The sequence below is a fragment of the Stenotrophomonas sp. 28608_Sma genome (genome assembly GCF_056486185.1).
The window spans coordinates 4,172,569-4,197,507 of sequence record NZ_CM151308.1 but is presented as its reverse complement, the minus strand read 5'-3'; the positions used below and the strand labels follow the sequence as shown (position 1 = coordinate 4,197,507).

Sequence of the window (24,939 nt, the reverse complement as noted above, 5' to 3'; positions counted from 1 at the left end):
CGGGTGCGCGGGGGACGCCGTGAATCCGTCCCTGGAGGCTTGGCAGCCGCTTGCTCGTGTGCGCAGTCCTGCGCACACGGCAAGACCGGGGTTGGGCGTCCTGCCCAACCCGCCGAGGCATGCCTCAGGCCCATGCGGCTGACACCCCCGCGCACCCAACCCGACCGGCCTCTGACAGATTTCGGTGGCCTGCCACCCACGGAGAAGAAAAAAGATCAAAAGCAAAAGCAGGCTGTCAGGCCGCCTTTTGTAGAGCCGAGCATGGGCTCGGCTTTACACGAGCAAGCGCAGCGCGCGATCCGCTTCTGATCTTCTTTTTCTTCTCCGTGGGCGGACGCGCACGGAACTTGTCCGTGGTCGGGTAGATGGGCTGCGCAGGGGCGTGAGCCGCATGGATGCGGCGACCGAGCTTACAGGGACGTACTTGCAGCGCCCCCTGCGCAGCCCATCTACCCGGCCTCACCCATGAACCGCGTTACGCCTCCACCCACGAGGGGCTGCGCCGTTGGCTGGAAACTACCCGCGATGCCGGATCAACAACTGACTCATCAGCGCCCGCAGCGCCGGCGGTTTCACCGGCTTGGCCATCATTCCCCAGCCACGCTCGGCAGCCATCTCACGCAATCCCGCATCGCGCTCGGCAGTGACCAGCACCACCGGCGGGCGGGCCCGCCACAGCTCTGCCAATGTCTCGTACAGCACCGGGCCGTGGTGGTCACCCATGCGCACATCCAGCAGCACCAGCTCCGGCACGGTTGCCGTCGTGGCCAACTGCAGCGCTGCCTGCGGGCCATCGGCCAGCAGCACCTCGCAGCCCCACCGCTCCAGCAGCGCGCGGCTGGCCGCGCACACGTGCGGATCGTCATCGATTACCCACACACGGCGCCCTCGCAGCGGGTTGTCCGCCGCCGGTTCCTGCGCCAGCACCGGCGCGGGCGCGGTGGCGGGAATCGCGCTGGCGTCGCCGAACGGCACGCCCACGGCGAACACGCTGCCCTGGCCCAGCTGCGAGCGCAGCCGGATCGGATGTCCGAGCAGGCGGCCGATGCGGTCGACGATGGCCAGGCCAAGGCCGGCACCGCGCTGCTGGCCGTCGTGCAGGCGGCGGAATTCCTCGAAGATTTCGCCCTGCAGCGCATCGGGAATGCCGGGGCCCTGGTCGTGCACTTCGATCCACAGCAGGCCTTCGCGGCGACGGCAGCCCAGAAGCACGCGACCGCGCTCGCTGTAGCGCAGCGCGTTGGACAGGAAATTCTGCAGGATGCGGCGCAGCAGCGCTTCATCGCTGACCACCACCGCATCGGTATCGACCCAGTCCACCACCAGGCCACGTGACTGCGCGGCGATGCCGAATTCGCGCGCCAGTGTCTGCAGCAGCGGCCCGAGCCGGAACGCCTGCACACGGGTCGGCAGGCTGCCCGATTCCAGCCGCGCGATATCCAGCAGGCTGTTGAGGATCGCATCCTGCGCGGCCAATGCAGCGTCGATGTGATCGCTGGTCTGCTGCTGCGCCGGATCGCTCAGCTTGCCGCGCAGCACCGAGACGAACATGCGTGCTGCGTTGAGCGGTTGCAGCAAGTCGTGCACGGCCGAGGCGACGAAGCGGGTCTTGTAGCGGTTGGCCTGTTCGGCCTCGCGGCGTGCTTCGTCCAGGTCGTGGGTGCGTTCGGCGATGCGGTGTTCCAGTGCATCGGCCAGCGAGCGCAGTTCGCGTGCAGCATTCTTGTAGCTGGTGATGTCGGCGTAGCTGGTGACGAAACCGCCGTCGGGCAGCGGGTTGCCGCGGATTTCCAGCACCGTACCGTCGTCCTTCTCACTTTCGCGCATGTGCGGACGGCCGCTGCGCAGATGGTTGAGGCGACGCTCGATGGCCTCGTCGACCGGGCCGGGACCGAGCAGGCCACGGCGTGCGTTGAAGCGGAACAGTTCCTCGATGGGCCGCCCCACGCGCACCAGGTCCAGCGGGAAACGGAACAGTTCCAGGTAGCGCGAATTCCATGCGACCAGACGCAGGTCCCGGTCGATCACCACCACGCCCTGCGGCAGGTGTTCGAGGCTGCGGCTGAGGCCGCTGTCGGCATCGGTGGCGGCCTGCAGCAGGCCATCCTGTGCGGTGCGCAGTTCCTGTGCATGCTGCTTGAGCAGGGTTTCCAGCTCGCGGCGGCTGCGCAGGCGATGCTTGGCCAGGCGCCGGCGCTGCTGTATGAACAGCACCAGGAAGCCCAGCGCCAGCCATGCGGCACCTCCGGTAAGCGCGGCCGCACGGCCGGCGGCGGTGGCGGCACTGGCGTCGTGCAGCAGGTGCAGATTCCAGTCTTCGGCCGGCAGCGCAAGGCTCTGCCACAGCATCGGCTGCGGCAATGCCGGATCCAGCAGGCGCACCATGCGGCCGCCATCGGCCAGTACATCCTCGGTACGTGCGCGCAGTGGCTGCAGGGTGCGATCGGCGTACTGGCGGGCGTCCAGCATTTCGCGGCGCTCATCGGCGCCCAGCGGTCGCAGCAGGCGGTAGCGCCAGCTGTCACGGTTGGCCAGGAACACCACGTCGTGGTCGTCACTGGCCAGCACCACGTCAGGGCTGCTCAGCCACTCCTGCTCCAGTGCCGACAGCTCGACCTTGATCACCACCACGCCGAGCCGCTTGCCGTCTTCCTCGATGGCCTGCGACAGGTAGTAGCCGGGCACACCGGTGGTCATGCCGATGCCGTAGAAGCGGCCGCGGCCCTGGGCCAGCGCCTGGCGGTAATAGGGACGATAGCTGTAGTTCTCACCGACGTTGGTGGTCGGCTGGTCCCAGTTGCTCGCCGCCACCGCCACGCCATCGTGACCGACCAGGGTCAGGGTCGAGGCACGGGTGACTTCATTGGCGCGTTGCAGCTTGAGGTTCAGCCGCTGCCGTTCGGTGGGCGAGGGCGGTACGCGCAGCGCGTGCAGCAGATCCGGATCCAGTGCCAGTACCTGCGGCAAGGTGCCGAAGCGGTCGATGCGCTGCTGCAGGCCCTGGCCATACAACTGCAGCTGGCGTTGTACCTGGCTGCTTTCGTCGCCGAGGGCGCGCCGCCAGGCGTAGTGGCCGGCGGCGACCGCACACAGCACGGTGCCGCCGACCATCACCGCGATGGTCAGCAACAGCATCCGGTGGCGGCTGAGCCAGTACATGGCGGCAGTCTACGCAGGGCCGGCGGGCGTGGCGTGCACGCCCGCCGGGATCTGACGTGGAAGGGGTCAGAAGTGCATCTGCGCGCGCAGTTCGAAGATCTCCGGCGTGCTGTGCACGCCGCGACGGCTGGCGTCGACCTTGACGTAGTTGGCCTGGAACTTGAAGTGGCTGGTCAGGTACCAGTTCGCACCCAGAGTGAGGTCGTGCTGGCGGCCGCCGAGGATGCTGCCATCGTCGAGGTCGAGGCGGCTGTAGCGGGCCACCAGTTCCACTGCGCCGTAGTCGTGCGCCGGCTTGATGTTGGCCACCGCACCGGCGTTGTACGGGCGCGATTCGCCGGTCAACACCCAGCTGGCCATCGCGTACTGGCCGTTGCCGGTGTAGTCGGGCTTGCCGTCATGACGGGTGACCGTGGCGCGCAGGGCTTCGGCCTGCAGCGAGAACGGGCCGCGGATCCAGATGCCTTCCAGGCCGGTGCGGCGGATCTGGTCGGCGGTGACCAGCGCGCCGGAATCGACATAGCGGATGTCGGTCAGGCCGGCTTCCGGACGTGCGCGCAGGCGCGCGCTGGCCTCGTGGTGCACGTCGCGGCCATCGCTGTAACCGCGCGGATTTTCCTGCGAGTAGGCCAGGCCCAGGTGGATCACGTCACCCGGCGCCTTCACCGGGGTCCACACCGCACGCACGGCCTGGGTGGTGCCCGGGTTGTCACCCTGCAGGTCCTTGCCGCCATAGGCGCCGGCCTGCAGCAGGTACTGCGGGCGCTCCAGCACCCATTCCACACCCGTGCGGCGGCCGGCGTAGAAGGCCTGCACGGGCAGCGCGGTTTCCAGGAAGCTGCCGGCGCGCGAGGACGTGTTCGCGTCCAGACCGACCGGGGTCTTCATGTAGCCGAAGCGGAAGCGGCCGATGTCGCGGCCGAAGAAGGCCTTGCTTTCGAAGCGCACGAACACGTCCAGCCAGGTATCGGACTGGAAGTCGTAATAGACCATCGCGTCGTAGACGCCCTTCTTCTTCAGCGTCGCACCGAACTCCTTGCGGCGCACGGCGTCGTCGTCCTCAAGGCCGCTGCCCGAGGAGAAATCGTTGTAGTCGTAGGCGATGTTGGCGGTAGCGGCCAGCTCGGTGCCGTCGCCGAAGGCGTACTTGGTCGGCCAGTTGTCGAAATCGGCAGCCGAAGCGAAGGCGGGAAGCGCGGCCAGCGACAGGGCCAGCAAGGTGGGAATCGGGCGCATGTTGGGTGCGGCTCTCTCAGATTGCGTGTGGACAGGACAACAACGGCCGCAAGGGCCGGAACTTTCGCAATGACGCGCCCGGCCGTTCAGCTCGGGCCACCGGCCTCCCCGTGATCGGGCGGTGCGGCGCCAGTGTAGGCATCGCGGCCACCTGAACCGGGGGGCTAGTACCAATAGGTTATCTGCGCCAGCGAGCCCGGCGCGTACAAAGGCGTCCATTGGTCGCACCCCCTGCGCGTGCTGCACAGGGCCTGCGGTCAGTTTCCACGGTAACGGTTCCCGTGCAGTCCCGGGGCCGTACGTGCCTGAAAATGCCCCTTCCGGAGTCCGCCATGCACATCCCGACCGCAGCACCGGTGCCTGCAAAGCCGTTGCCGATCTATCGCCAGCTGTACTTCCAGGTGATCGTGGCGATCGTCCTGGGCGCCATCCTCGGCCACTACGAACCGTTGATCGGCGAGAAGATGAAGCCACTCGGCGATGCCTTCATCAACCTGGTGAAGATGATCATCGCACCGGTGATCTTCCTGACCATCGTCACCGGCATCGCCGGCATGACCCACCTGCGCACGGTGGGCCGCGTATTCGCCAAGGCGATGGCGTACTTCCTGTTCTTCTCCACGCTGGCGCTGATCGTCGGCATGATCGTGGCGCACGTGGTGCAGCCCGGCGCCGGCATGAACATCAACCCGGCCGAGCTGGACCAGACCGCGGTGCACAGCTACGTCGAGAAGTCGCATGACCTGACCCTGGTCGGCTTCCTGATGGACATCATCCCGAAGACGCTGCTCAGCGCGTTCGTCGATGGCAACATCCTGCAGGTGCTGTTCGTGGCCGTGCTGTTCGGCATCGCGCTGGCATCGGTGGGCGAGAAGGGCAAGCCGATCGTGAACTTCCTGGAGGCGCTGGTCGCCCCGGTGTTCAAGCTGGTGCACATCCTGATGAAGGCCGCGCCGATCGGTGCCTTCGGCGCAATCGCCTTCACCATCGGCAAGTACGGCGTTGGCTCGCTGATCAACCTGGCCTGGCTGGTGGGTTCGTTCTACCTCACCGCCTTCCTGTTCGTGGCGGTCATCCTGGGCCTGGTCTGCCGCCTGTGCGGCTTCTCGGTGTTCAAGCTGGCGCGCTACCTGAAGGCCGAACTGCTGCTGGTGCTGGGCACCTCCTCGTCGGAGTCGGCGCTGCCGTCGCTGATGGAGAAGATGGAACGCGCCGGCTGCAGCAAGTCGGTGGTGGGCCTGGTGGTCCCGACCGGCTACTCGTTCAACCTGGACGGCACCAACATCTACATGACCCTGGCGGCGCTGTTCATCGCCCAGGCCACCAACACCGAACTGACCCTGGGCCATCAGATTGCCCTGCTGCTGGTCGCCATGCTCAGCTCCAAGGGCGCGGCCGGCGTCACCGGCGCCGGCTTCATCACCCTGGCCGCCACCCTGGCCGTGGTGCCGGAGGTGCCGGTGGCCGGCATGGCGCTGATCCTGGGCGTGGACCGCTTCATGAGCGAATGCCGCTCGCTGACCAACTTCATCGGCAATGCCGTGGCCACCGTGGTGGTCTCGCGCTGGGAGGGGGCGCTGGACCGCAACCGCCTGAAGCTGGCGCTGGATGGCCGCGAAAGCGAACTGCCGCCGCTGATCGATGCCGTGCCCGAGGCGCTGCCGGCCAGGGGCTGATCCAGGTGTGTGGTACCGCGGGGCCGATCACGACAGTGGTACGGCCCCGCGGCGTTTCAAGGCGTCCCATGGCTGTCATGGGACGCACCGAAGCTGGTGTCGCGGTACCGTCGCATACGGCACGGAATTGTGCGGTCGCAGCATGCCTGCGACAGGATAGCGACAGGTCCAGACGCTCCAACGGGGGTATCATCCCCTGTCCCTTCTGCCCATTCATGTAACCCACATCGATGTCCAACGAAGATTTCAAACAGGCCGCCCTCGATTACCACCGGATGTCCCCGCCGGGAAAGATCAAGGTTTCCGCTACCAAGCCCATGCTGACCCAGCGCGACCTGTCGCTGGCGTATTCGCCGGGCGTGGCGTACGCCTGTGAAGCGATCAAGGCCGACCCGCAGCAGGCCAGCGAGCTGACCGCCCGCGGCAACCTGGTGGCGGTGATCTCCAACGGCACCGCGGTGCTGGGCCTGGGCAACATCGGCGCGCTGGCCGGCAAGCCGGTGATGGAAGGCAAGGGCGTGCTGTTCCAGAAGTTCGCCGGCATCGATGTGTTCGACATCGAAGTGGACGAAACCGACCCGGACAAGCTGGTCGACATCATCGCCTCGCTGGAGCCGACCTTCGGCGGCATCAACCTGGAAGACATCAAGGCGCCGGAATGCTTCGTGGTCGAGCGCAAGTTGCGCGAGCGCATGAAGATCCCGGTGTTCCATGACGACCAGCACGGCACGGCGATCATCGTCGGCGCAGCGGTGCTCAACGCCATGGCGATCACCGGCAAGAAGATCGAGGAAGTGAAGCTGGCGACCACGGGCATGGGCGCGGCCGGCATTTCCTGCGTGAACATGCTGGTGCAGCTGGGCCTGAAGCCGGAGAACATCCTGGCCTTCGACCGCGAGGGCGTGATCCACACCGGTCGTACCGACCTGGACCCGGAAAAGCAGCGCTATGCGCGCGACACCGACAAGCGCACCCTGGCCGAGATCGTCGACGGCGCGGACATCTTCCTGGGCCTGTCGGCGCCGGGCATCCTGACTGCCGACATGGTCAAGACCATGGCGCCGGATCCGGTGATCTTCGCGCTGGCCAACCCGACTCCGGAAATCATGCCGGAACTGGCGCGCGCCGCCCGTCCGGATGCAATCATCGGCACCGGCCGTTCGGACTACCCGAACCAGGTCAACAACGTGCTGTGCTTCCCGTACCTGTTCCGTGGTGCGCTGGACGTGGGCGCGACCGCGATCAACGAGGAAATGAAGATCGCCTGCGTGCGCGCCATTGCGGCGCTGGCGCGTCGTGCGGCGACCGACATGGGTTCGGCCTATGGCGGCGAGACCCCGAGCTTCGGTCGTGAATACCTGATCCCGCGCCCGTTCGACCGCCGCCTGCTGGTGGAGCTGTCGGCCGCCGTGGCCCAGGCCGCGATGGACTCGGGCGTGGCCTCGCGCCCGATCGACGACATGGGCGCCTACCGCGACAAGCTGGCCCAGTTCGTCTACCGCACCAGCCTGATGATGAAGCCGGTCTACGACCGCGCGCGCAGCGACAAGCAGCGCGTTGTGTATGCCGAGGGCGAAGAGGAAGTGGTGCTGCAGGCGGTGCAGAACGTGGTCGATGACGGCCTGGCGCACCCGATCCTGATCGGCCGCCCGGAAGTGATCGAGTCGCGCATCGAGCGCCTCGGCCTGCGCCTGAAGATCGGCGAGAACGTTGAAGTCACCAACATCAACGACGACCCGCGCTTCAACGAGTACTGGCAGTACTACCACGGCCTGACCGGCCGTCGTGGCGTGACCGTGGCCGCGGCGAAGAACCTGATGCGTTCGCGCCCGACCCTGATCGCGGCGGTGATGGTGGCCCGTGGCGAAGCCGATGCGATGCTGACCGGCATCGTCGGCCGCTTCCACAAGAAGCTGGGTTACGTGCGCAGCGTGCTGCCGCTGGAGCCGAAGGTCACCTCGACTTCGGCGATGACCGGCGTGATCAACCAGCAGGGCGTGTTCTTCTTCGTCGACACCCATGTGCAGGAAGACCCGACCGCCGAGCAGCTGTGCGAAGCGACCCTGCAGGCCGCCTACCGCATGAAGCTGTTCGGCATCGAGCCGAAGGTGGCGCTGCTGTCGCACTCCAACTTCGGCAGCCACGATTCGAAGGACGCGCTGAAGATGCGCCAGGTGCGCGAGCTGCTGCTCAAGCGCAACCCGCGTCTGAACGTGGACGGCGAAATGCAGGGTGACACCGCATGGGACGAAGCGCTGCGCCAGAAGCTGCTGCCGGGCTCGACCCTGCAGGGTCGAGCCAACCTGTTCGTGCTGCCGAACCTGGAAGCGGCCAACATCGCCTACAACCTGGTGCGTGTGTTCACCGACGGCGTGGCGATCGGCCCGATCCTGATGGGCGTGAACAAGCCGGTGCATATCCTGACCACCAGCGCGACCTCGCGCAGGATCCTGAACATGACCGCCATTGCGGCGGTGGATGCGCAGATCCGCAAGCAGCTGGAAGCGGAAAAGAAGGCGTAAGCCTTCTTTCCAGCGTCAGCTGCAGAAGCGCGCCCCCGGGGCGCGTTTCTGTTTCCGCAAAGCGGAAACGGGTAGTGCCGGCCGCTGGCCAGCAACCGCAATCATGTCCACCACCACCGCAGCCGGCCAGCGGCCGGCTCTACCGCCCGCCGGCCTGTGCCACACGCGCTACGCCGCCCGGTCATGTCCCTGCAACGCCGTTGCGGCCCAATACGCCCACGCGGCCCGGCCGTGGGAAGGGACCGGACCGGCCTTCCCACCCTGGGCCCGACCAACTTTTCATGGGCGAGGGTGTCATGCGCAATCGAGTGACGCGGCGGTACTTCCAGCAGCTGTTCGCGCTCTACGCCGGCTTCGTGCGGTCGCGCTGAGGCAGCGATGTGGTAGCGCCGGGCCATGCCCGGCGAGCGCGCAGCGTGGCGAATCAGGCATTTCGCCGGGTGTGGCCTGGCGCTACTGAGCGAACGTGGCAACCAAGGTGTGCCGCAGTGGTAGCTGTTGAGCTACCGAAATATCTCCGATGGTCACCCTTCCTCCGCCACCATATCCCCGGCTACATTGCAGGCCTTGCCGCAGTAGAATTTCCCAACCGACGCTGCGATTGCTGTGCCACCCAGGCACGCGACCACGATCATCAGCCAGCGATTGCGTTTCGACTTTCCTTTCATTTCATTTCTCCTTTTCTTCGATTCGATATCTCGATATGCCATCGGTTCGATTCCCGTTGCTGGTCCGGTGAGAGTTGGCTCCAGAGCCGCTCGGCATAGCGAAGCCCCTTGCCGCCACTGGCCTGGCTGAATGCGCGCGCATAGGCGTGTGCGCGTGCTGCATCGCGAGGCACATGCAGGCCATCCTCAAAGGTGGCCGCAAGAAGCATCAGGGCATTGCTGTCACCCGAGTCCGCGGCTTCGTTGAGGAATCTCACTGTCGCTTCCTTGAATCGCTTGACGAGCTCTTCATCGAACATGGAGTGCTCATCGTCGAACTGATGAGATGCCAGTCCCGAGAACATCAATTTCGCAGTGGAGTCGCCGTCTGACGCCGCGTAGTAGGCGAGGTCATAGATGGAGTGTTCTGATTCAAGAGCGGAGCAGTCTGAGTCACCCAGAGCGTTTTCCCGGAACTCACGCTGCTGGTCGGGAGTCAGTCCCGTCGGAATGTCTGTTTCCGCCAAGCTTGCGGCGTTTGTGCAACGCGCTATGTCCTGCGCCAGCAGAAGGGCCTGCTGGGGCGACAACTTTCGGCGAATTGCAATCAACTGAGTCCCGGCGGCGGCAACGCTTGCGGCCTGCGTCGTCTCGATCGCAGCATCTTTTCCGTTGATACGAACCCGTACGGTCTGCTGCTCTTGGGGGGCAACAGCGAGAACGCTCGGCGTGTTGCTTCTCGTCCAGATCGCGGTCGTAATCAGTGCAATGGCTGCTCCTGTCACCAGCACAACGACCGCTTTGCGCCTACCGACCTTGGTTCTGATTTTCATGCAAGCAAGGTTAGCGACCCTCGCTCAGTCACGATGTCGGTTGCTGCCGCGTGCTGTTGTGAACAGGCGCCTATCCGACTTGTCGGATTACTCCGCGCGAGATCGTAATGAGATCCCGTTGGGCAGGTCGTGCCGGGCCATGCCAGGCGAGCGCGCAGCGCGGCGAAACAGGCGTTTCGCCGGGCAAGCCACGGTGCTACCTGCGGTCAGCGCTTGCCGCGCCGTGCCGGCGCCGGCGCCGGTGCATCCGAACGCGGCTTGGCGTACTGGGCCCACAACGCCGGCAGTGCCTTGCCGGTGTGCTTCTGCCACAGCGCCGGTGCATAGCGGCCGTCGCGCAGGGCCTTGTCCAGTGCCAGCACCAGGCCGGGATGTTCCGCCTCCGCCCACTTCAGGAACGCACCGGTCACCCGGTAGCCGCTGTCGACGTTCTGCCCCTTCTCGACCTTCACCGGCAATGCCCAGCCAGCAGCGGCGTTGTCCATGCCGTAGCGGTCGCGCGCGTAGTCGGCGATGCCTTCCACCAGCCAGCCCGGTACCCGTGCATCGCCGTAGCCGGGATACCCCTGCACGATGTGCATCGCCTCATGGGTGACCAGGTCGATGTCGTTCGGATGCTGCGCCAGCCAACCCGGATTGATGGTGATCGTCGCTGCCTGGTCCTTGTCGCCGACGAAGGCGATGCCGGTGTAGGCCGGATCGATCACGATGCGCACCATTGACGGCGCAGCGGGATGGAAGTCCGCACGTTCGCGCAGGTACGCGAAGAAGAACGTATCGATCACCCGCTTGCGCTGCGGTGCGGCCAGGGCGCCACGGGCGTCCTGGTAGTTCAGCGTCACGCCGTCGCGGGTCAGCTGCGTATCGAACGCCTGGGTCTGGCCGAAGCTTGAGAAGGACAGGGCAACTAGGGCCAGAGGCAGTAGACGGAAGCGCATGCAGTTCATTGTACGGTGCCGGGCGCCAGCAGTTCGATCTCCGCCAGCGGCAGCCGTGCCGGTGCCGCCAGGCGCAGGCGGTACTCGCTGTAGCGGCCAGGCTTGGCGATGCGGAACGGACGGGTCTGGCGGGCGGATGCGAAGTCTTCGCCGCTGCGCTGGTCGAGCACGGCCCAGCTGCCGCCGCCGTTGCGCGCCTCCAGCGTCCACTCACCGCCCTGGATGCGGCCGTCACCGCTGGTCAGCGTGTACATCGTCGGGGTGCCCTCGGCCAGGCCGGTCAGCGCGATGGTTGCACCGGCGCCCAGACCCACCGTGGTGCCGGCATCGTCATCGACCAGCGCGGGCAGGGCACGGCCATCGGCCAGCGTCGCCTTCGCGCCGCTGCCGAGCAGGTCGTGCAGCAGCTGCGGGTGCTGGCCGCGCGCGGTCAACGAGCGCGGCACATCGTCCACGCCGCTGCCCCAGCGCGAGGGGCGGGGTCCCATCACGAAGTCGAGGGTCGCGCCCTTGGCGATCAGGTCGTGCGGCACCCAGGTCTTCGTCCACGGCGTACCGTTGATCTTCAGCGACTGCACGTAGACGTTCTCACGCGAGTTGTTGGCCGCGTTCACGGTCAGCACCGCGCCACCCTGCAGCTCCACCCGTGCATGCTCGAATGCCGGCGAGCCGATCACGTACTCCGGGGCGCCCATGCGCAGCGGGTACAGGCCCAGCGAGGCCAGTACGTACCATGCCGAGGTTTCACCGTTGTCCTCATCACCCGGGTAGCCCTGGCCGATCTCGCTGCCGACGTACAACCGCGACAGGATCTCGCGCACGTGCTGCTGGGTCTTCCACGGCTGCCCGGCGTACAGGTACATCCACGGGATGTGGTGCGCCGGCTGGTTGCTGTGCGCATACATGCCCATGCGCACGTCGCGCGCTTCGGTCATCTCGTGGATGGTGCCGCCGTACGAGCCGGCCAGTGCCGGGTCCGCGGTTTCCGGCGTTGCGAAGAAGGTATCCAGCTTCGCCGCCAGCTTTTCGCGGCCGCCATACAACGCGGCCAGGCCTTCGCCGTCATGGGCGGCGGTGAAGGCGAAGGTCCAGCCATTGGATTCGGTGTAGTCGTGGCCCCACACGCGCGGATCGTAGGCCTTTGCGTCCACGCGCCAGCGACCATCAGCCTTGCGGCCCTGGAAGAAGCCTGCCGCCGGATCGAACATCGTCGCGTAACTGGCGGCGCGATGGCGGAAGTAGTCGGCCTCGGTGCTGTAGCGCTCGCGTGCGGCGGGCGCGGTCGCGCGCTTGGCCAGGGCATCGGCCATGTTGGCGATGCCAAAGTCATTGAGTGCGCCTTCCATCGTCCACGACATGCCTTCGTGCACGTCGGCACTGGCATAGCCGCGGAAGGTCGAACGGTTCATGCCCTTGCGGCCGACATGGCGGTCCGGCGGCACCACGGTCGCGTTCTTCAGCGCGGCGGCATAGGCCTCGGCCGGATCGAAACCGCCGACGCCCTTCAGCCATGCATCGGCGAAGGCCACATCGGAGCTGGTGCCGACCATCAGATCGGCGTAGCCCGGCGACGACCAGCGTGCGATCCAGCCGCCGGCGCGGTACTGCTCGATGAAGCCCTGTACCAGCTGCCCGGCATCGTCGGGCGTGAACAGCGCATAGGCCGGCCAGGTGGTGCGGAAGGTGTCCCAGAAGCCGTTGTTGACGAACACCTTGCCGTCGCGCACGGCGGCATAGCTGCGGGTCGCGCTGCCCTCGGTGTTGTCATCGCTGGCGCTGGCCTGGTTGGCGTAGCGCCACTCCGGTGCGGCGGCGCTGCCCACGTTCTCATGGCCGGAATTGGGGTACAGGAACAGCCGGTACAGGCTGGAGTACAGCGTGGTCTTCTGGTCGTCGCTGGCATCGCCGATGTCGAAACGGGCCAGGCGCGCATCCCATGCATCCTGCGCACGGCCGGCCACGCTTTCCAGCGTATCGGCTGCGGCGATTTCCAGGGCCAGGTTGTGCCGTGCCTGCTCCATCGAGATCAGCGAGGTGGCGATGCGCATGGTCACCCGCCGGTCGCTGCCGGCATCGAACTTGATGTAACCGGTCGGTCGGCCGGTGTTGAGGCGCCCACTGCTGCGCCACGGCCTGTCGAAGCTGGCCACCACGTACATGCGGCTGGCGCCGTTGGACAGGCCGCTGCGCGTATCGGTGTAGCCGGACAGTGTCTGCGTGGCAGCGTCCAGGGTCAGGCCACCGCGTGCATCGACATTGTCGAACAGCAGGTTGGCGTCGCCGCCCTCGGGGAACTCGAAGCGGAACAGCGCGGCATGATCGGTCGGCGCGATGGCGGCCGCGATGCCGTTGTCGAAGCGCACGTCGTAGCGATACGGGCGCGCGCTTTCATGGCTGCGCTCGAATGACAGCGCGCGCTTGCGACGGTCGGCCTCCGGCACGCCACGGCTGGCCGAGGGCATCACCTGGAAGGTCTGGCGGTCGCCCATCCACGGGCTGGGCTGATGGCTCAGCGCAAGCGCCTGCAGCTGCGGACGGTTCTGTGCGTCGTTCTGTTCGTTCCAGCGGTACAGCCAGTTCAGTGCGCCAGCATCGGTCACCGGGGTCCAGAAGTTGAAGCCGTGCGGTACCGCGGTGGCCGGGAAATTGTTGCCGCGCGAGAAGGTGCCGTTGGCCTGGGTGCCACGGGTGGTCAGCACCCAGTCGGAGACGCGCGCTGGCTGCTGACGTGGCACTGTGTCCAGGCGCACGTCATCGATCCAGCCCGAGACCGGTGCACCGTCGGCACTGGCCACCTCCAGTTCGATCGCCACCACGCGGCGGCCCTTCAGCGCGGGCACGTCGCCCAGCCGCACCGCCGTGCGCGCCCACTGCTGCGGATACAGCGTCTTCGAATCGCCCTGCGCGCGCGCACCGATGGCCACGCCATGCTGGTCGCGTGCAGCGCTGGCCGAAACGCGGCTGCCATCGTCCAGCAGCAGGTCCAGTGACACATAGGTCGAGGCCACGGTGTCCTTGCCGACGATCTCCGGCAGCACCAGCCACGACAGGGTGGTATCGGCCTCGATGGTCATGTCCGCCTTGAACAGCTCGCGTCGCGCGCTGCCGCCTTCGCTGCTGTAGCGCAGTGCATGCAGGCCGCTGTAACCCGCATTGCGCTTGGCGGCGTAAGGCGCAGCAGGGCCGTTGCCGATCGTGACCTGCAGTGCGCCTGCGGCCGGTGCCGGAGCCGGCTGGCCCGGTTCGAACGAGGTCTGCAGTCCCTGTGCCAGCACCGGCATCGCGGTAGTCGCACAGGCCAGGGCCAGGGCGAGCGGAAGCAGGGCGCGGCGTGGATCGGACAGGGTCATGCAGGGGTCTCCCGGAAGGGCAGGCGGCGGGCAGAACCCGCATCGGCGGACACCACGGACAGCATCGCTCCGCCCGCCGGGATGGCAGTGGAAGAAGCGATGCCGGTCCGGTGGGGGCGGGCCATGCGATCGGGTCGGATTGGAGTGGGCCGGTTTACGACCTGGCCCGATCCTGCAACAGCCGTGGCAACCTGACAAGTGCCATTTAGTTCGATCCAAATGCGGGAAATATCGTTGTCGGCGGATTTTCGGCGTGAACCTGCAGGATCGATCGGGAATTTCCACCGGCACCCCGTCCCGAGGTGGCATGCAAGGCAGCAGGGAATCGGCCCGGTACGCGCAAAGACCCGTTGCGGCGCAATGTCGGGGCGGCCCAGATGCTAGAATCACAGGCCTCGCAACCCGTTCATCGACATCCGCCATGAGCCATACCGCCACTGCGCCCGCCAACGCCGAGAAGCGCTACACCGTGCACCGCAGCGATCTGCCGCTGAGCTGCCCGACCCCGGAAATGGCGCTGTGGAACTCGCATCCGCGCGTGTACCTGCCGATCGAAGACGAGCCCAACGGCGAAGCGCAGTGCCCGTACTGCGGATCCGTGTTCGTGCTGGCCGACTAAGCGGCCGCCCCTTCGATGCGCCGATTGACCGTGGTGCAGTTGCTGCCGGCGCTGCACTCCGGCGGTGTCGAGCGCTCGACCCTGGAAATCGCTGCGGCCCTGGTCGCTGCCGGCCATCGTGCGTTGGTGGTCTCCGCCGGTGGCCGCCTGGTGCAGCCGCTGCTCGATAGCGGTGCCGAGCACCTCACCCTTGATATCGGCCGCAAGTCGCTGCTGACCCTGCGCCACCTGCCGACCCTGCGCCGCCTGTTCGCTGAAGTTGGCGCCGACATCGTGCATGCCCGTTCGCGGCTGCCGGCCTGGCTGGGCCTGTACGCGATCCGCGCGATGCCTGCCGCACAGCGCCCGCATTGGGTGACCACCGTGCACGGGTTGAACTCGCCCAGCCGCTACAGTGCGGTGATGACCAGCGGTGAACGCGTGATCTGCGTGTCCAACACCGTGCGCGACTACGTGCAGCGGCACTACCCGACGGTTCCCGAAGCGAGGCTGCGGGTGATTCCGCGCGGCGTCGATGTCGCACAGTTTCCCCGCGTGGCCCGCGCCGACCGTCGGCCACGACTGGCGCTGGCAGCCGATTACCCGTGGCTGGCGCAGGTTGAGGGCCCGCTGCTGCTGCTGCCGGGGCGTGGCACCCGGCTGAAGGGGCATGCTCATGCGCTGCAGTTGCTGGCGGATGTACGCGCGGCCGGTGTGCCGGCACAGCTGTGGATGCTGGGCACCGATGAACCCGGCCGTGAAGCCTACGTGGCCGACCTGCGCCGGCAGGCGGCTGCTTTGGGCGTGACCGACGTCGTGCAGATCAGCACGCCGACCGCGCGCATCGCCCAGGCCTATGCGGCCAGCGATCTGGTGCTGCAGCTTTCGGACAAGCCCGAAGCGTTCGGCCGCACCGTGGTCGAAGCGTTGTCGGTCGGTCGCCCGGTACTGGGCTGGGACCATGGCGGCGTCGGCGAACTGCTGCAGCAGCTGCAGCCGGCCGGCGCCGTGCCGCTGGGCGATGCACGGGCGCTGGGTGAACGTGCGCTGGCCCTGCTGGCGCAGCCGCCGTCCTTGCCGACCCGCATCCCGTTTACCCTGCAGGCCATGCAGCGCGACACCCTCCGCCTCTATGCCGACCTCGCCGGCTGACCCCGCAACCCTCGTGCGCGAGGACCGCGCCGGGCGCTGGGCGCCCTGGTGGGTGCTGGCGTACGTGGCGCTGTGGCCGTTGCCGGGCATCGCCGAAACCGTGCTGGGTCTTGGCGCGCTGTATGCCGCGGTGCGCATGATCATGCGCCGCCTGCAGCGCCGCCCGCACCTGCTGACACCCGTCGCGTGGGCGCTGACCTCGATCCTGTTCCTCGGTTACTGGCTGCCGCAGGCGTTCTCCGCCTTCGATGCGATCGATCCGGCGGCGTCGTGGACCAAGGCGGCCGCCGGCCTGCGCTACCTGCCCTTCATGTGGCTGGTGGCGATCGCCGTGGCCACGCCGGAACGCCGGCGGCTGACCTTCGGTGGCCTCGCATTGATTACCGCTGCGTGGACGCTGGATGCACTGGTGCAGGCGGTCGTGGGTACCAGTCCATGGTTCTGGTCACTTGAGCAGCTGAAGTTTGCAGTAAGCGGTCACGCGTTGTGCCCGGCCAGCGAGGCAGCATGGGTCGATCGCCTCAGTGGCGCGCTGGGGCCGTGCAACCTGAAGTTCGGCCAGGTCCTGGCCAGCCTTTCACCGTTCCTGTTGCTGCCGCTGGCGCGCCGCTTCGGCAATCCAGGGTGGGTCCTGGCTGCGGCGGCGCTGGGCTGCGTGCTGCTGCTGGCCGGCTCGCGCGCGTCGTGGATCACCTTCGCGCTGGTGCTGGCCTACAGCGGCGTGCGCCAGTTCGGCTGGAAGCGGTTGGTGCTGCTGGGGCTGGTCGCTGTCCTCGGAGCGGGTGTGCTGACCGCCAGCGTGCCGCAGCTGCGTGAGCGCTTCGCACGTACGGCGATGGCCTGGGAGGGGAGCGAACGCGGTGTCGACGAGGCGTTGTCGGGGCGCGCGCGGATCTGGGACGCCGCGGCCTGCATGATTGAAGAGCACCCGATCAACGGGGTCGGCGCGCGCGGTTTCCGCGATGCCTATCCGGCCTGCGTGTCTGGCGACGAACCGGCGGTGTGGGGCGATGCCCCGGCGTTGCATGCCCATCAGATCGTGCTGGAGATCCTGGCGGAAACCGGCGTGCTCGGCCTTCTGCTGTGGTTGGCTGCGGTGGCCCAGGCCTGGCGGGCCTGGCGATATGCACCGGCCGCCGCCCGTGAGCGTGCGCGCCCGGCGATGCTGGCGCTGGCGGTCACCGTATTCCCGCTCAATACCCATCTGGCGTTCTATTCCGCGTTCTGGGGGGGGCTGACGGTGATGCTGGCCGCGTTGTTCGCCGGCAGCCTGTTGGCCCGCGAAACGGACGACACGCCGACGGTGGTGTGATCGTCCATCCACGCATGGCGTGGCTCTACTCCACGTACCGAACAAACGTCCCCATGGTGGATCCACGCCATGGCGTGCATGGGGCGGTCACCGAACGAACGTCGCCGTAGTAGATCCACGCCATGCGTGGATGGGGCTTTACCGACGCAAACACGCGCCAACCTCCACTAGCCGTGCCTCCGTGTGTATCGCACGCTGAGGCCATGGCCAGCCCAAGACTCCGCTACGGTCGTTACTCCTGCACCGGTAACGTCTATTCATTGACTACGGTAACCCTCGATCGTGAACCCTTCTTTGCCGATGCTTCCAACGTAGCGATTCTGGTTGAAGCACTGCGCTTCGTAGAGCGCAAGGGCGTGAGCCACAGCTTCACCTGGGTGGTGATGCCCGACCATCTGCACTGGTTGATGGAATTGCGCGGGGGAACCCTGGCCGAGTGCATGGCCCTGCTCAAATCACGCAGCAGCCGGCTGCTGAATCGGCGATTGGAGCGGCGAGGGTCGCTGTGGCAGCACGGTTACCACGATCACGCCGTACGCAGCGATGAATCCCTTCACGAGAAGGCGATGTACATCCTGGCCAATCCGATCCGTGCGGGCTTGGCGTGCGTGATGGGGGAGTACCCGTACGCCTGGTGCCGCTGGCCGTTGTGAATCCCGGCACGGAATCGAAGAGCATCCACGCATGGCGTGGATCTACTTCAGAATGCCCCACGTCATTGAATCCACGCCATACGCGGATGAAGCCGCACAAGGCAGTAGATCCACGCCATGCGTGGATGAAGCCATCCCTCCCACCGCTACTTGTAGAAATCGCTCCGGCCGCCGGGCTGGCGCTTGAACCGCCGATGGATCCACAGGTACTGGTCCGGGGCTTCGCGCACCATCTCTTCGATGGCCTGGTTGACCCGCGTGGTATCGGCTTCCACATCCTCGCTGGGGAAATTCTCCAGCGGTGCGCCGATCTTCAGGAAGTACTTTCCGCCCTCGCGGCGGTGGAAGTACGGAATCACCGCGCAGCCGGTCATCCGCGCCAGCTGGTGGGTGGCGGTAATGGTGGATGCGGTATGGCCGAAGAACGGCACGAACACGGTGTCCTTGCCGCGCATGTCCTGATCCGGCGCATACCAGAGGAAGCCGCCCTTCTTCAGGTGGCGCACGGTCGCGCGGATGTCCTCGTTGGCGAACATCGCCTTGGCATAACGCAGGCGGCCGAACTTCACCGCCCATTCGTACACCGGGTTCTTGTGCTTGCGGTACATGCCTGAAAGATCGACGTAGTCGCACAGCAGGCGGCCGCACATCTCCAGGGTCATGAAGTGGCCGGACACCAGCAGCACGCCGCGGCCTTCGGCCTGCATCTGCCGCAGATGCTCGAGGCCTTCGATCTTCACCTGCGGGCGGATGCGGTCGATGCTGCCCCACCAGGCGCGGATGCACTCGAGCACGCCCACGCCCAGCGCGTCGAAGCTGTCGCGCACCAGGCGCTGGCGCCAGGCTTCGTCCTTCTCCGGGAAGCACAGCTGCAGGTTGACCTCGGCGGCGCGACGGCGGCTGCCGAGCAGGCGCCAGCTGATCCAGCCGACGCCCCGGCCGAGCGCACGCTGCAGCATCCACGGCAGGCGGGCGATGGCGAAGGCGCCGAGCATGGCGGCGAACATCGGCCAGTTGCGGGGATCGCGCAGCGACGGGCGGACGGCGGTGGTGGCATCTGACATGGCGCCATTCTACCAACCCGGCTGCGTGTCTTTCCCGGGGGGCTCCCGTATCCTTGCCGCATGCGTAAAGACCCTGTCGAATGGATCCTGCGCGGCCTGTACTCGGCCGTGCTCTACATCCTGCTGCCGATCACCGTGTACCACCTGGTCTGGCGCGGTTTCCGGGTCCGTGAATACTTCCGGCGCTGGGACGAGCGTTATGCCTCGTATCCGCAGCCGACCGGCCAGCCGCGGGTCTGGCTGCACGCGGTCTCGGTGGGCGAGGTCAATGCCGCCGCGCCGCTGGTGAATGCCCTGCGCCAGCAGCGTCCGGACATCCGCTGGGTCATCACCACCATCACCCCGACCGGTTCGGAGCGCGTGCGCGCGCTGTGGGGAGACGCGCTGGACCATGTCTATCTGCCGTACGACGTACCGGGCAGCGTCAACCGCTTCCTCGGCCATTTCCAGCCCAGCCTGGCACTGATCCTGGAAACCGAGCTGTGGCCGAACATGCTGTTCGGCTGCCGCGACCGTCGCATCCCGGTCTACATCCTCAACGCCCGCCTGTCCGCGCGTTCGCTGCGCGGTTACCGGGTGCTGGCGGCGCTGATCCGCCGTGCGCTGCGCACCGTCACCTGCGTGGCCGCGCAGTCGCAGGACGATGCCGAGCGCTTCGTGCAGCTGGGGGCTGCGCGTGAACAGGTGCAGGCGCTGGGCAACCTCAAGTTCGATATCGCCACGCCGGATGTGCAGGGCTTCGTCGAGCAGTTCCACGCCTGCGTGCCCGCCGGGCGCCCGGTGTGGATCGCGGCCAGTACCCACGATGGTGAGGAGCAGGCGGTGATCGACCTGCATCGGCGCCTGCGCCAGCAGCACCCCGACCTGTTGTTGCTGTGGGCGCCGCGGCACCCCGAGCGCTTCCCGAAGGTGGAGGCGCTGGCGCGCGAGCAGGGCTGGAACGTGACGACCCGTCGCGCGAAGCAATGGCCGGAGGCCGGCACGGATGTATTCGTCATCGACACCCTGGGCGAGCTGATGCCGTTCTATGCCTGCGCGCAGGTCGCTTTCGTCGGCGGCAGCCTGCAGCCGATTGGTGGCCACAATCTGCTGGAACCGGCGGCGATGGGCACTGCCGCTGTGACCGGTCCGCACCTGCACAACTTCGCCGAGATCTCACGGCGCATGCGTGAGGCCGGTGCCTTGCTGATCGGCGAGGACGTGCAGGCGGTAGGTGACCTGCTGCAGCACCTGCTGGGCGACGCAGCGGCGCGCGAGGACATGGCCCGTGCTGGATGCACGCTGGTCAGCAATGGCCGCGGTGCCCTGCAGCGCACGTTGGCGCTGGTCGCGCCACATCTGCCGCCGCCGCGCAGCTGAGCCGGGCAGCAACACCGCCAGGGCGGACACTACGTGGACCGACTGACGTGATCGACTGCATCAATTCTGCTTAGCAACCGGATTCCTGTCGCAGCAGGACCGGATGCGTGGCTGCGAACGTGTTTGTGGTCACATCGCGATGCGCACGGTACGGATTCTGATACCGCCCTTTGGCGCAGGCTGCCAGCCTGCTGTCGACCGCGCATGGGCGGAATCAAGAGGGCTTGCGATGGACAGCGACAACCGCCGTGGCCGGCACGCGCTGCTGGGAATGGATCACTTCGCGTTGGTGGCGTTGACCCTGTTGCTGGGGGGCAGCGTGATCGCCCTGGTCGGCCAGTACACCGCCGCCCAGGCCGGCCCGGCCATCGTACTGAGTCTGCTGCTGGCCGCACTGGGCACAGCGCCGATGCTGTATTGCCTGCACGTGCTGAACCAGCAGCAGCCGGAAGCCGATGGCCTGTACGGCCCGCTGCGGGCCGCCTGGGGCCCGGCAGTCGCGCGCCTGCTGGGTGCTGTGCTGCTGCTGGAGCTGGTGGTGACCAGCGCCGGCGTGGCGCAGTCCATGGCGGGCCACGCGCGTGCGGTGTTTGCCAGTCGCGGTATTGAAACCGGCAGCGCATTGCCGGATCCGGTGATGGCCGTCACCAGCCTGCTGGTGCTGGGTGCGTTCGTGTTGCTGCCTCCGCGTCGCATCGCGCTGATGGTCTGCGTGCTGTTGACGGTGAAGATCGGTGTTGGGCTGTTGCTGCTGGCGCTGGCGGTCCGCCACGTGCACTACGCGAACTGGATCCCGTGGCTGCCGGACGCCACCGCGCCCTATCGGTTCGGACCCGGCGGGGTGCTGGCGGCAAGCGTGCCCTTGCTGGCGGTGTTTGCCAGTGTGGGTCTGGCATTGGGGTTTCCTGGGCGTGGCCCGCAGGTGCGTGCGCGGTCACCAGGGCTGCTGGCGGCCGCGCTGCTGCTGGCAATGCTGCTGCTGATCGTGCTGGCGGCGTTGCAGGCCGGCCTGGTCGAGTTCCCGGCATTGGCCAGTACGCGGCCGTTGTCGGTGGCATTGCAGGGCCATCCGCAGTTGCAGTGGCTGCTGCCGTTGCTGCCGCTGGCGGGCATGGCTGGGCTGGCAGCACTGCTGCTGGTGCTGTTGTCGTTGGCCACACAGCTGGCAGCGCAGCTCTGGCCTGTGGCCGTGGATGAAGCGCCCGGGTTCCGGACACGGCTGATACCGGTCACCGTGGTGCTGGCGGCGCTGCTGGCGTTGGGAACGCCCGTCGATGCATTGCCGGTGCTGCCAGGTCCGGCAACCCTGCTGGTGATGGCGGCTTTGTGCCTGGCAGTACTGCGTGTGCGCGCGCCGATGCCGGGTGCTGCGATGGTGCTTGCGCCGCTGGCCGCGGCGCTATGCGTGCTGGCCGCAGTGGAGCGGGCAGGCGCGTGGCCGGGCTGACGGCCGGCGGATCTGCGCCATGTCTGGGTGGGGCCGTACGCGCTGCCCACAAAAAAGCCACCCTCCCGGGTGGCTTCTTCGTTGCCGGCAGGGCGACGACTCAGTGCGTGGTCGTTGCCGGGTTGCCCGCGTCCTGGGTCAGCAGGCGGTTCACGTCCTGCAGCTCGGCCACATCCAGCGCACCCAGCGACTGGCTCAGCAGCAGGCGGTTCTGCAGGAAGGTGTAGCGGGCCTGTGCATAATCCAGCTGCGCCGAGAACAGGATGCGCTGGTTCTGGATCACGTCCAGCACGGTACGGGTACCGACTTCCAGGCCGACCTGCGACGCGTCGTACGCGCTCTGCGCCGAGACCACCGCCAGGCGGCGGGCTTCCACTTCGCTGATGCCCTGCACCAGGGTCTGGTAGGCATTGCGGGTGTTGCGGTCCAGGGCACGCTTCTGCTGCTCGTAGCCGTCCTGGGCGATGTCGCGCTGGGCCAGTGCCTGGCGCACGCCGGACTGGGTGGCACCACCGGCGAAGATCGGCACGCTCAGGGTCAGCCCGATGCTGTTGGTGCGTGCATCCGGCGACAACGAGCCGGCACCGGTGCTGTCGCCCCAGGTGGCGGTCTTGCCCCAGCTGCCGCCCAGCGACAGGGTCGGGTAATGGCCGCCACGAGCGGCCTGCACGCCAGCCTCGGCGGCGCTGACCTTCAGTTCCTGGGCCTTCAGCGCCGGATTCTGGTTGGTGGCCTGGTGCACCAGCTCATCGATGTTGCCACGGTTGGCCGGCACTTCCGGGCGGAAGTCCGCCGGCAGGCCGCGCAGGTTGACCACCGGCTGGCCGGTCAGTTCGGTCAGGGCCTGGTAGTTATCGGCCAGGGTGTTCTGCGCAACGATGGTGTTGGCACGTGCCTGGTCGTACTGGGCGCGTGCTTCGTGCACGTCGGTGATCGGCGCCAGGCCCACTTCCAGGCGCTTGTCGGCGAAGTCGAACTGCTTCTTCGCGGCCGCTTCATTGGTCTGTGCGGCGTTCAGCGATTCGATCGCCACCAGCACGTTGAAGTAGGCCGCCGAGGTGCGCACGATCAGGCTGTCGTTGGCCGAATCGAGGGTGAAGTCCGCCGCCTTGCTCAGCTCGCGCTGCGAACGCAGGTTGTTGATCTGGGTCCAGTTGAACAGCGTCTGGCTCCCTTCGATCGTGTAGTTGCGGCGCTTGCTGGTCACGGTGCCGGAGTTGGCGTCATGGTCCGCCTCGCTGCGCGAGCGGTTCAGCGTGGCCTGGCCGTTGATCTGCGGCAGCAGGGCAGCGCGGGCCTGCACGGCGCCTTCCTTGTCGTACAGCCGGGTGGATTCGGCGGCGGACAGCTGCGGATCGCCATTGCGCGCCATTTCGTAGACCTGCAGCAGGTCGGCGGCATGGGCGGACAACGGCAGCAGGGCAGTGGCCAGCGCAACAGCGAGGGATCGGCGGATCATTGCGGCTTCCTTGGACTCAGAGGTGGAACTGGGGGGCCGGGGCGGCACCACGCAGGTAATCAATATCGGTCTCGAACAGGGACTCGCTGCTGCCGTCGGCCTTGACCAGCAGGGCCTCCATCGCCGGCGAGCGGCCGTGGATCACGAACAGGCGACCACCCGGACGCAGCCACGAGGCGAACTGTGACGGCACCACGTCGACCGCACCAGTGACACAGATCACGTCAAAGCGGCGTTCGGTCTGCCAGGACAGGGCGTCGGCCACTTCCACGCGGACGTTGGTGCCCAGGCCGGAAGCGTCCAGGCGGGCACGCGCGGCGGCGGCCAGTTCCGGGTCGATCTCCAGGCTCAGCACGTCGCGCGCCAGCGCGCCGATGCAGGCTGCCAGGAAGCCGCTGCCGGTGCCGATTTCCAGCACTTCGTCACCCGGCTGCAGATCCAGTGCCTGCAGGGTACGGCCCTCGATGACCGGCTTCATCATCTTCTGGCCATGGCCGATCGGGAGTTCAACATCGGCATAGGCCAGTGCCCGGTGTGCATCGGCGACAAAGGCCTCGCGCGGCAGGCGGGCCAGGACGTCGAGCACCTTGATGTCCAGCACGTCCCAGGGACGGATCTGCTGTTCCACCATCAGTTCGCGGGCGTGGGCGTAATCAATCGTCATGAGGTTCAAATCCAGCGCAGTGGGCCGGCCATTTTACCGGTGCCGGAGGCCGGCGGCGCGCCCAGAGCATCAGCTGCCGGGTGGCCGGGGTCGCAGTGCCGGAAGTCATCGCGACCTCCGGTTCGTTCAGTTTTGGTTATCCGGCCGTCCCGGCCCCTCTTGGCGCGTAGGCGCGCAGGAAGAAGTCGATGCTGGCGGTCACATGGGCAAGAGGGTCGCACTCCACCGGTGACAGTGGCATGCCGCACATCATATGCATGTGCACTTCGCCCTTGACCAGGGTCAGGAACTGCTGGCCAGCCAGGTAATAGTCGGGGATGTCCAGTTCGCCGCGTTCGCCGCGCGCGCGCAGGAAATCGGCCAGGGCCTCGCAGGTACGTTCCGGGCCGGCCTGCCAGAACAGCTCGCGCAGGCGTTCGTCGGTCTCCGGCGCCATCATCATGCGCTGGATCGAGATCGCTGCGTCGGAGGTGATCAGCTCGAAGAAGGCCAGGCCGATGCCGATCAGCTGGTCGCGCAGGGGGCCGTCCGCGTCGGCCACGAACAGCGCATCAGGCAGCATTTCAATGCATTTTGACTGCACGGCCTCGGAGAACAGGGTCTCCTTGTCGCCGAAGTGGCTGTACACGGTCAGCTTCGAGACGCCGGCCTGAGCGGCGATGGTGTCCATGCTCACGCCGGTATAGCCCTGTTCGATGAACAGTGCCTTGGCTGCTTCAAGGATCGCCGCGCGCTTGCCGAGGTCCTTGGGACGCCCGGGTCCGGCGGCCTTGGCAGCGGGCTTGGCCGACGGCTTGCGGGAAGTGGGAGAACTCATCGCGACAATACTAGACCAAGCGGTTCGATATTTATACTATACCGGCCGGTTTA

General features: G+C 67.0%; 18 protein-coding genes. 8 read left to right on the top strand and 10 right to left on the bottom strand.

What is annotated here, in order from left to right; all coding sequences use genetic code 11:
- Window positions 1-516: 516 nt before the first annotated feature.
- Both ACZLHH_RS19815 and ACZLHH_RS19810 read right to left on the bottom strand, forming a co-directional pair.
- A complete protein-coding gene (locus tag ACZLHH_RS19815; RefSeq protein ID WP_180845219.1) occupies window positions 517-3,159 on the bottom strand; it encodes a hybrid sensor histidine kinase/response regulator in 2,643 nt (880 codons plus the stop codon).
- 66 nt (window positions 3,160-3,225) lie between these two features.
- On the bottom strand, window positions 3,226-4,395 hold the full coding sequence (locus ACZLHH_RS19810) for an OprO/OprP family phosphate-selective porin (RefSeq protein WP_180845220.1): 1,170 nt from the start codon (window positions 4,393-4,395) through the stop codon (window positions 3,226-3,228).
- Between the two features lie 332 nt (window positions 4,396-4,727).
- On the opposite strand from ACZLHH_RS19810, the gene ACZLHH_RS19805 reads away from it, so the two are divergent.
- Both ACZLHH_RS19805 and ACZLHH_RS19800 read left to right on the top strand, forming a co-directional pair.
- Window positions 4,728-6,071, top strand: a complete 1,344-nt coding sequence (locus tag ACZLHH_RS19805) for a dicarboxylate/amino acid:cation symporter (protein WP_049398388.1) — start codon at window positions 4,728-4,730, stop codon at window positions 6,069-6,071.
- Window positions 6,072-6,301: 230 nt separating this feature from the next.
- Entirely contained in the window at window positions 6,302-8,593 is a 2,292-nt protein-coding gene (locus ACZLHH_RS19800) for an NADP-dependent malic enzyme (protein WP_032129106.1), read from the top strand.
- A 524-nt stretch (window positions 8,594-9,117) separates the two neighbouring features.
- Here ACZLHH_RS19800 and ACZLHH_RS19795 read toward each other — a convergent pair.
- The 4 genes from ACZLHH_RS19795 to ACZLHH_RS19780 form a co-directional block, all read right to left on the bottom strand.
- Window positions 9,118-9,261, bottom strand: a complete 144-nt coding sequence (locus tag ACZLHH_RS19795) for a hypothetical protein (RefSeq protein ID WP_180845221.1) — start codon at window positions 9,259-9,261, stop codon at window positions 9,118-9,120.
- A complete protein-coding gene (locus ACZLHH_RS19790; protein ID WP_180845222.1) occupies window positions 9,258-10,073 on the bottom strand; it encodes a hypothetical protein in 816 nt (271 codons plus the stop codon). Before ACZLHH_RS19790 ends, ACZLHH_RS19795 begins: the two co-directional genes overlap by 4 nt.
- A 206-nt stretch (window positions 10,074-10,279) precedes the next feature.
- Complete coding sequence (locus tag ACZLHH_RS19785; protein WP_071228139.1) at window positions 10,280-11,020, bottom strand: basic secretory protein-like protein; 741 nt, start codon at window positions 11,018-11,020, stop codon at window positions 10,280-10,282.
- The gene (locus ACZLHH_RS19780) at window positions 11,017-14,361 is read right to left on the bottom strand and encodes a GH92 family glycosyl hydrolase (protein ID WP_478478731.1); all 3,345 of its coding nucleotides are present in this window, start codon (window positions 14,359-14,361) and stop codon (window positions 11,017-11,019) included. Before ACZLHH_RS19780 ends, ACZLHH_RS19785 begins: the two co-directional genes overlap by 4 nt.
- Window positions 14,362-14,782: 421 nt before the next feature.
- Between ACZLHH_RS19780 and ACZLHH_RS19775 the strand changes: the two genes are divergently transcribed.
- The 4 genes from ACZLHH_RS19775 (at window position 14,783) to ACZLHH_RS19760 (ending at window position 18,076) form a co-directional block, all read left to right on the top strand.
- Window positions 14,783-14,980 (top strand): zinc-finger domain-containing protein, encoded by a 198-nt coding sequence (locus ACZLHH_RS19775; protein ID WP_005410967.1) that lies wholly within the window; start codon window positions 14,783-14,785, stop codon window positions 14,978-14,980.
- A gap of 15 nt (window positions 14,981-14,995) precedes the next feature.
- Window positions 14,996-16,111, top strand: coding sequence for a glycosyltransferase (locus ACZLHH_RS19770; protein ID WP_180845224.1), 1,116 nt, complete (start codon window positions 14,996-14,998; stop codon window positions 16,109-16,111).
- Window positions 16,092-17,423 carry an O-antigen ligase family protein gene (locus ACZLHH_RS19765; RefSeq protein ID WP_180845225.1) on the top strand — a complete coding sequence of 444 codons (1,332 nt, stop codon included), beginning with the start codon at window positions 16,092-16,094 and terminating at the stop codon, window positions 17,421-17,423. Before ACZLHH_RS19770 ends, ACZLHH_RS19765 begins: the two co-directional genes overlap by 20 nt.
- Before the next feature lie 203 nt (window positions 17,424-17,626).
- Window positions 17,627-18,076, top strand: coding sequence for an REP-associated tyrosine transposase (locus ACZLHH_RS19760; protein ID WP_180845226.1), 450 nt, complete (start codon window positions 17,627-17,629; stop codon window positions 18,074-18,076).
- Between the two features lie 146 nt (window positions 18,077-18,222).
- Here ACZLHH_RS19760 and ACZLHH_RS19755 read toward each other — a convergent pair whose 3' ends face one another.
- On the bottom strand, window positions 18,223-19,140 hold the full coding sequence (locus ACZLHH_RS19755; protein ID WP_049398382.1) for an LpxL/LpxP family Kdo(2)-lipid IV(A) lauroyl/palmitoleoyl acyltransferase: 918 nt from the start codon (window positions 19,138-19,140) through the stop codon (window positions 18,223-18,225).
- A 60-nt stretch (window positions 19,141-19,200) separates the two neighbouring features.
- On the opposite strand from ACZLHH_RS19755, the gene waaA reads away from it, so the two are divergent.
- Both waaA and ACZLHH_RS19745 read left to right on the top strand, forming a co-directional pair.
- On the top strand, window positions 19,201-20,499 hold the full coding sequence (gene waaA, locus ACZLHH_RS19750; RefSeq protein ID WP_049398381.1) for a lipid IV(A) 3-deoxy-D-manno-octulosonic acid transferase: 1,299 nt from the start codon (window positions 19,201-19,203) through the stop codon (window positions 20,497-20,499).
- Window positions 20,500-20,728: 229 nt separating this feature from the next.
- Entirely contained in the window at window positions 20,729-21,946 is a 1,218-nt protein-coding gene (locus ACZLHH_RS19745; protein ID WP_180845227.1) for an APC family permease, read from the top strand.
- A gap of 100 nt (window positions 21,947-22,046) precedes the next feature.
- On the opposite strand, the gene ACZLHH_RS19740 is transcribed toward ACZLHH_RS19745, so the two are convergent.
- The 3 genes from ACZLHH_RS19740 to ACZLHH_RS19730 form a co-directional block, all read right to left on the bottom strand.
- Window positions 22,047-23,405: a TolC family outer membrane protein gene (locus ACZLHH_RS19740; protein ID WP_132810755.1), complete on the bottom strand. Its 1,359-nt coding sequence runs from the start codon at window positions 23,403-23,405 to the stop codon at window positions 22,047-22,049.
- A gap of 16 nt (window positions 23,406-23,421) precedes the next feature.
- Window positions 23,422-24,069: a protein-L-isoaspartate O-methyltransferase family protein gene (locus tag ACZLHH_RS19735; protein WP_049421767.1), complete on the bottom strand. Its 648-nt coding sequence runs from the start codon at window positions 24,067-24,069 to the stop codon at window positions 23,422-23,424.
- 136 nt (window positions 24,070-24,205) lie between these two features.
- The gene (locus ACZLHH_RS19730; protein WP_049398377.1) at window positions 24,206-24,886 is read right to left on the bottom strand and encodes a TetR/AcrR family transcriptional regulator; all 681 of its coding nucleotides are present in this window, start codon (window positions 24,884-24,886) and stop codon (window positions 24,206-24,208) included.
- Between the last annotated feature and the right edge of the window lie 53 nt (window positions 24,887-24,939).

What these genes read in the sequence shown, in the direction of transcription:
- ACZLHH_RS19815 (WP_180845219.1), bottom strand. Translation starts at nt 3,159, where the DNA reads ATGTACTGGCTCAGCCGCCACCGGATGCTGTTGCTGACCATCGCGGTG.
- ACZLHH_RS19810 (WP_180845220.1), bottom strand. Translation starts at nt 4,395, where the DNA reads ATGCGCCCGATTCCCACCTTGCTGGCCCTGTCGCTGGCCGCGCTTCCC.
- ACZLHH_RS19805 (WP_049398388.1), top strand. Translation starts at nt 4,728, where the DNA reads ATGCACATCCCGACCGCAGCACCGGTGCCTGCAAAGCCGTTGCCGATC.
- ACZLHH_RS19800 (WP_032129106.1), top strand. Translation starts at nt 6,302, where the DNA reads ATGTCCAACGAAGATTTCAAACAGGCCGCCCTCGATTACCACCGGATG.
- ACZLHH_RS19795 (WP_180845221.1), bottom strand. Translation starts at nt 9,261, where the DNA reads ATGAAAGGAAAGTCGAAACGCAATCGCTGGCTGATGATCGTGGTCGCG.
- ACZLHH_RS19790 (WP_180845222.1), bottom strand. Translation starts at nt 10,073, where the DNA reads ATGAAAATCAGAACCAAGGTCGGTAGGCGCAAAGCGGTCGTTGTGCTG.
- ACZLHH_RS19785 (WP_071228139.1), bottom strand. Translation starts at nt 11,020, where the DNA reads ATGAACTGCATGCGCTTCCGTCTACTGCCTCTGGCCCTAGTTGCCCTG.
- ACZLHH_RS19780 (WP_478478731.1), bottom strand. Translation starts at nt 14,361, where the DNA reads ATGACCCTGTCCGATCCACGCCGCGCCCTGCTTCCGCTCGCCCTGGCC.
- ACZLHH_RS19775 (WP_005410967.1), top strand. Translation starts at nt 14,783, where the DNA reads ATGAGCCATACCGCCACTGCGCCCGCCAACGCCGAGAAGCGCTACACC.
- ACZLHH_RS19770 (WP_180845224.1), top strand. Translation starts at nt 14,996, where the DNA reads ATGCGCCGATTGACCGTGGTGCAGTTGCTGCCGGCGCTGCACTCCGGC.
- ACZLHH_RS19765 (WP_180845225.1), top strand. Translation starts at nt 16,092, where the DNA reads ATGCCGACCTCGCCGGCTGACCCCGCAACCCTCGTGCGCGAGGACCGC.
- ACZLHH_RS19760 (WP_180845226.1), top strand. Translation starts at nt 17,627, where the DNA reads ATGGCCAGCCCAAGACTCCGCTACGGTCGTTACTCCTGCACCGGTAAC.
- ACZLHH_RS19755 (WP_049398382.1), bottom strand. Translation starts at nt 19,140, where the DNA reads ATGTCAGATGCCACCACCGCCGTCCGCCCGTCGCTGCGCGATCCCCGC.
- waaA (WP_049398381.1), top strand. Translation starts at nt 19,201, where the DNA reads ATGCGTAAAGACCCTGTCGAATGGATCCTGCGCGGCCTGTACTCGGCC.
- ACZLHH_RS19745 (WP_180845227.1), top strand. Translation starts at nt 20,729, where the DNA reads ATGGACAGCGACAACCGCCGTGGCCGGCACGCGCTGCTGGGAATGGAT.
- ACZLHH_RS19740 (WP_132810755.1), bottom strand. Translation starts at nt 23,405, where the DNA reads ATGATCCGCCGATCCCTCGCTGTTGCGCTGGCCACTGCCCTGCTGCCG.
- ACZLHH_RS19735 (WP_049421767.1), bottom strand. Translation starts at nt 24,069, where the DNA reads ATGACGATTGATTACGCCCACGCCCGCGAACTGATGGTGGAACAGCAG.
- ACZLHH_RS19730 (WP_049398377.1), bottom strand. Translation starts at nt 24,886, where the DNA reads ATGAGTTCTCCCACTTCCCGCAAGCCGTCGGCCAAGCCCGCTGCCAAG.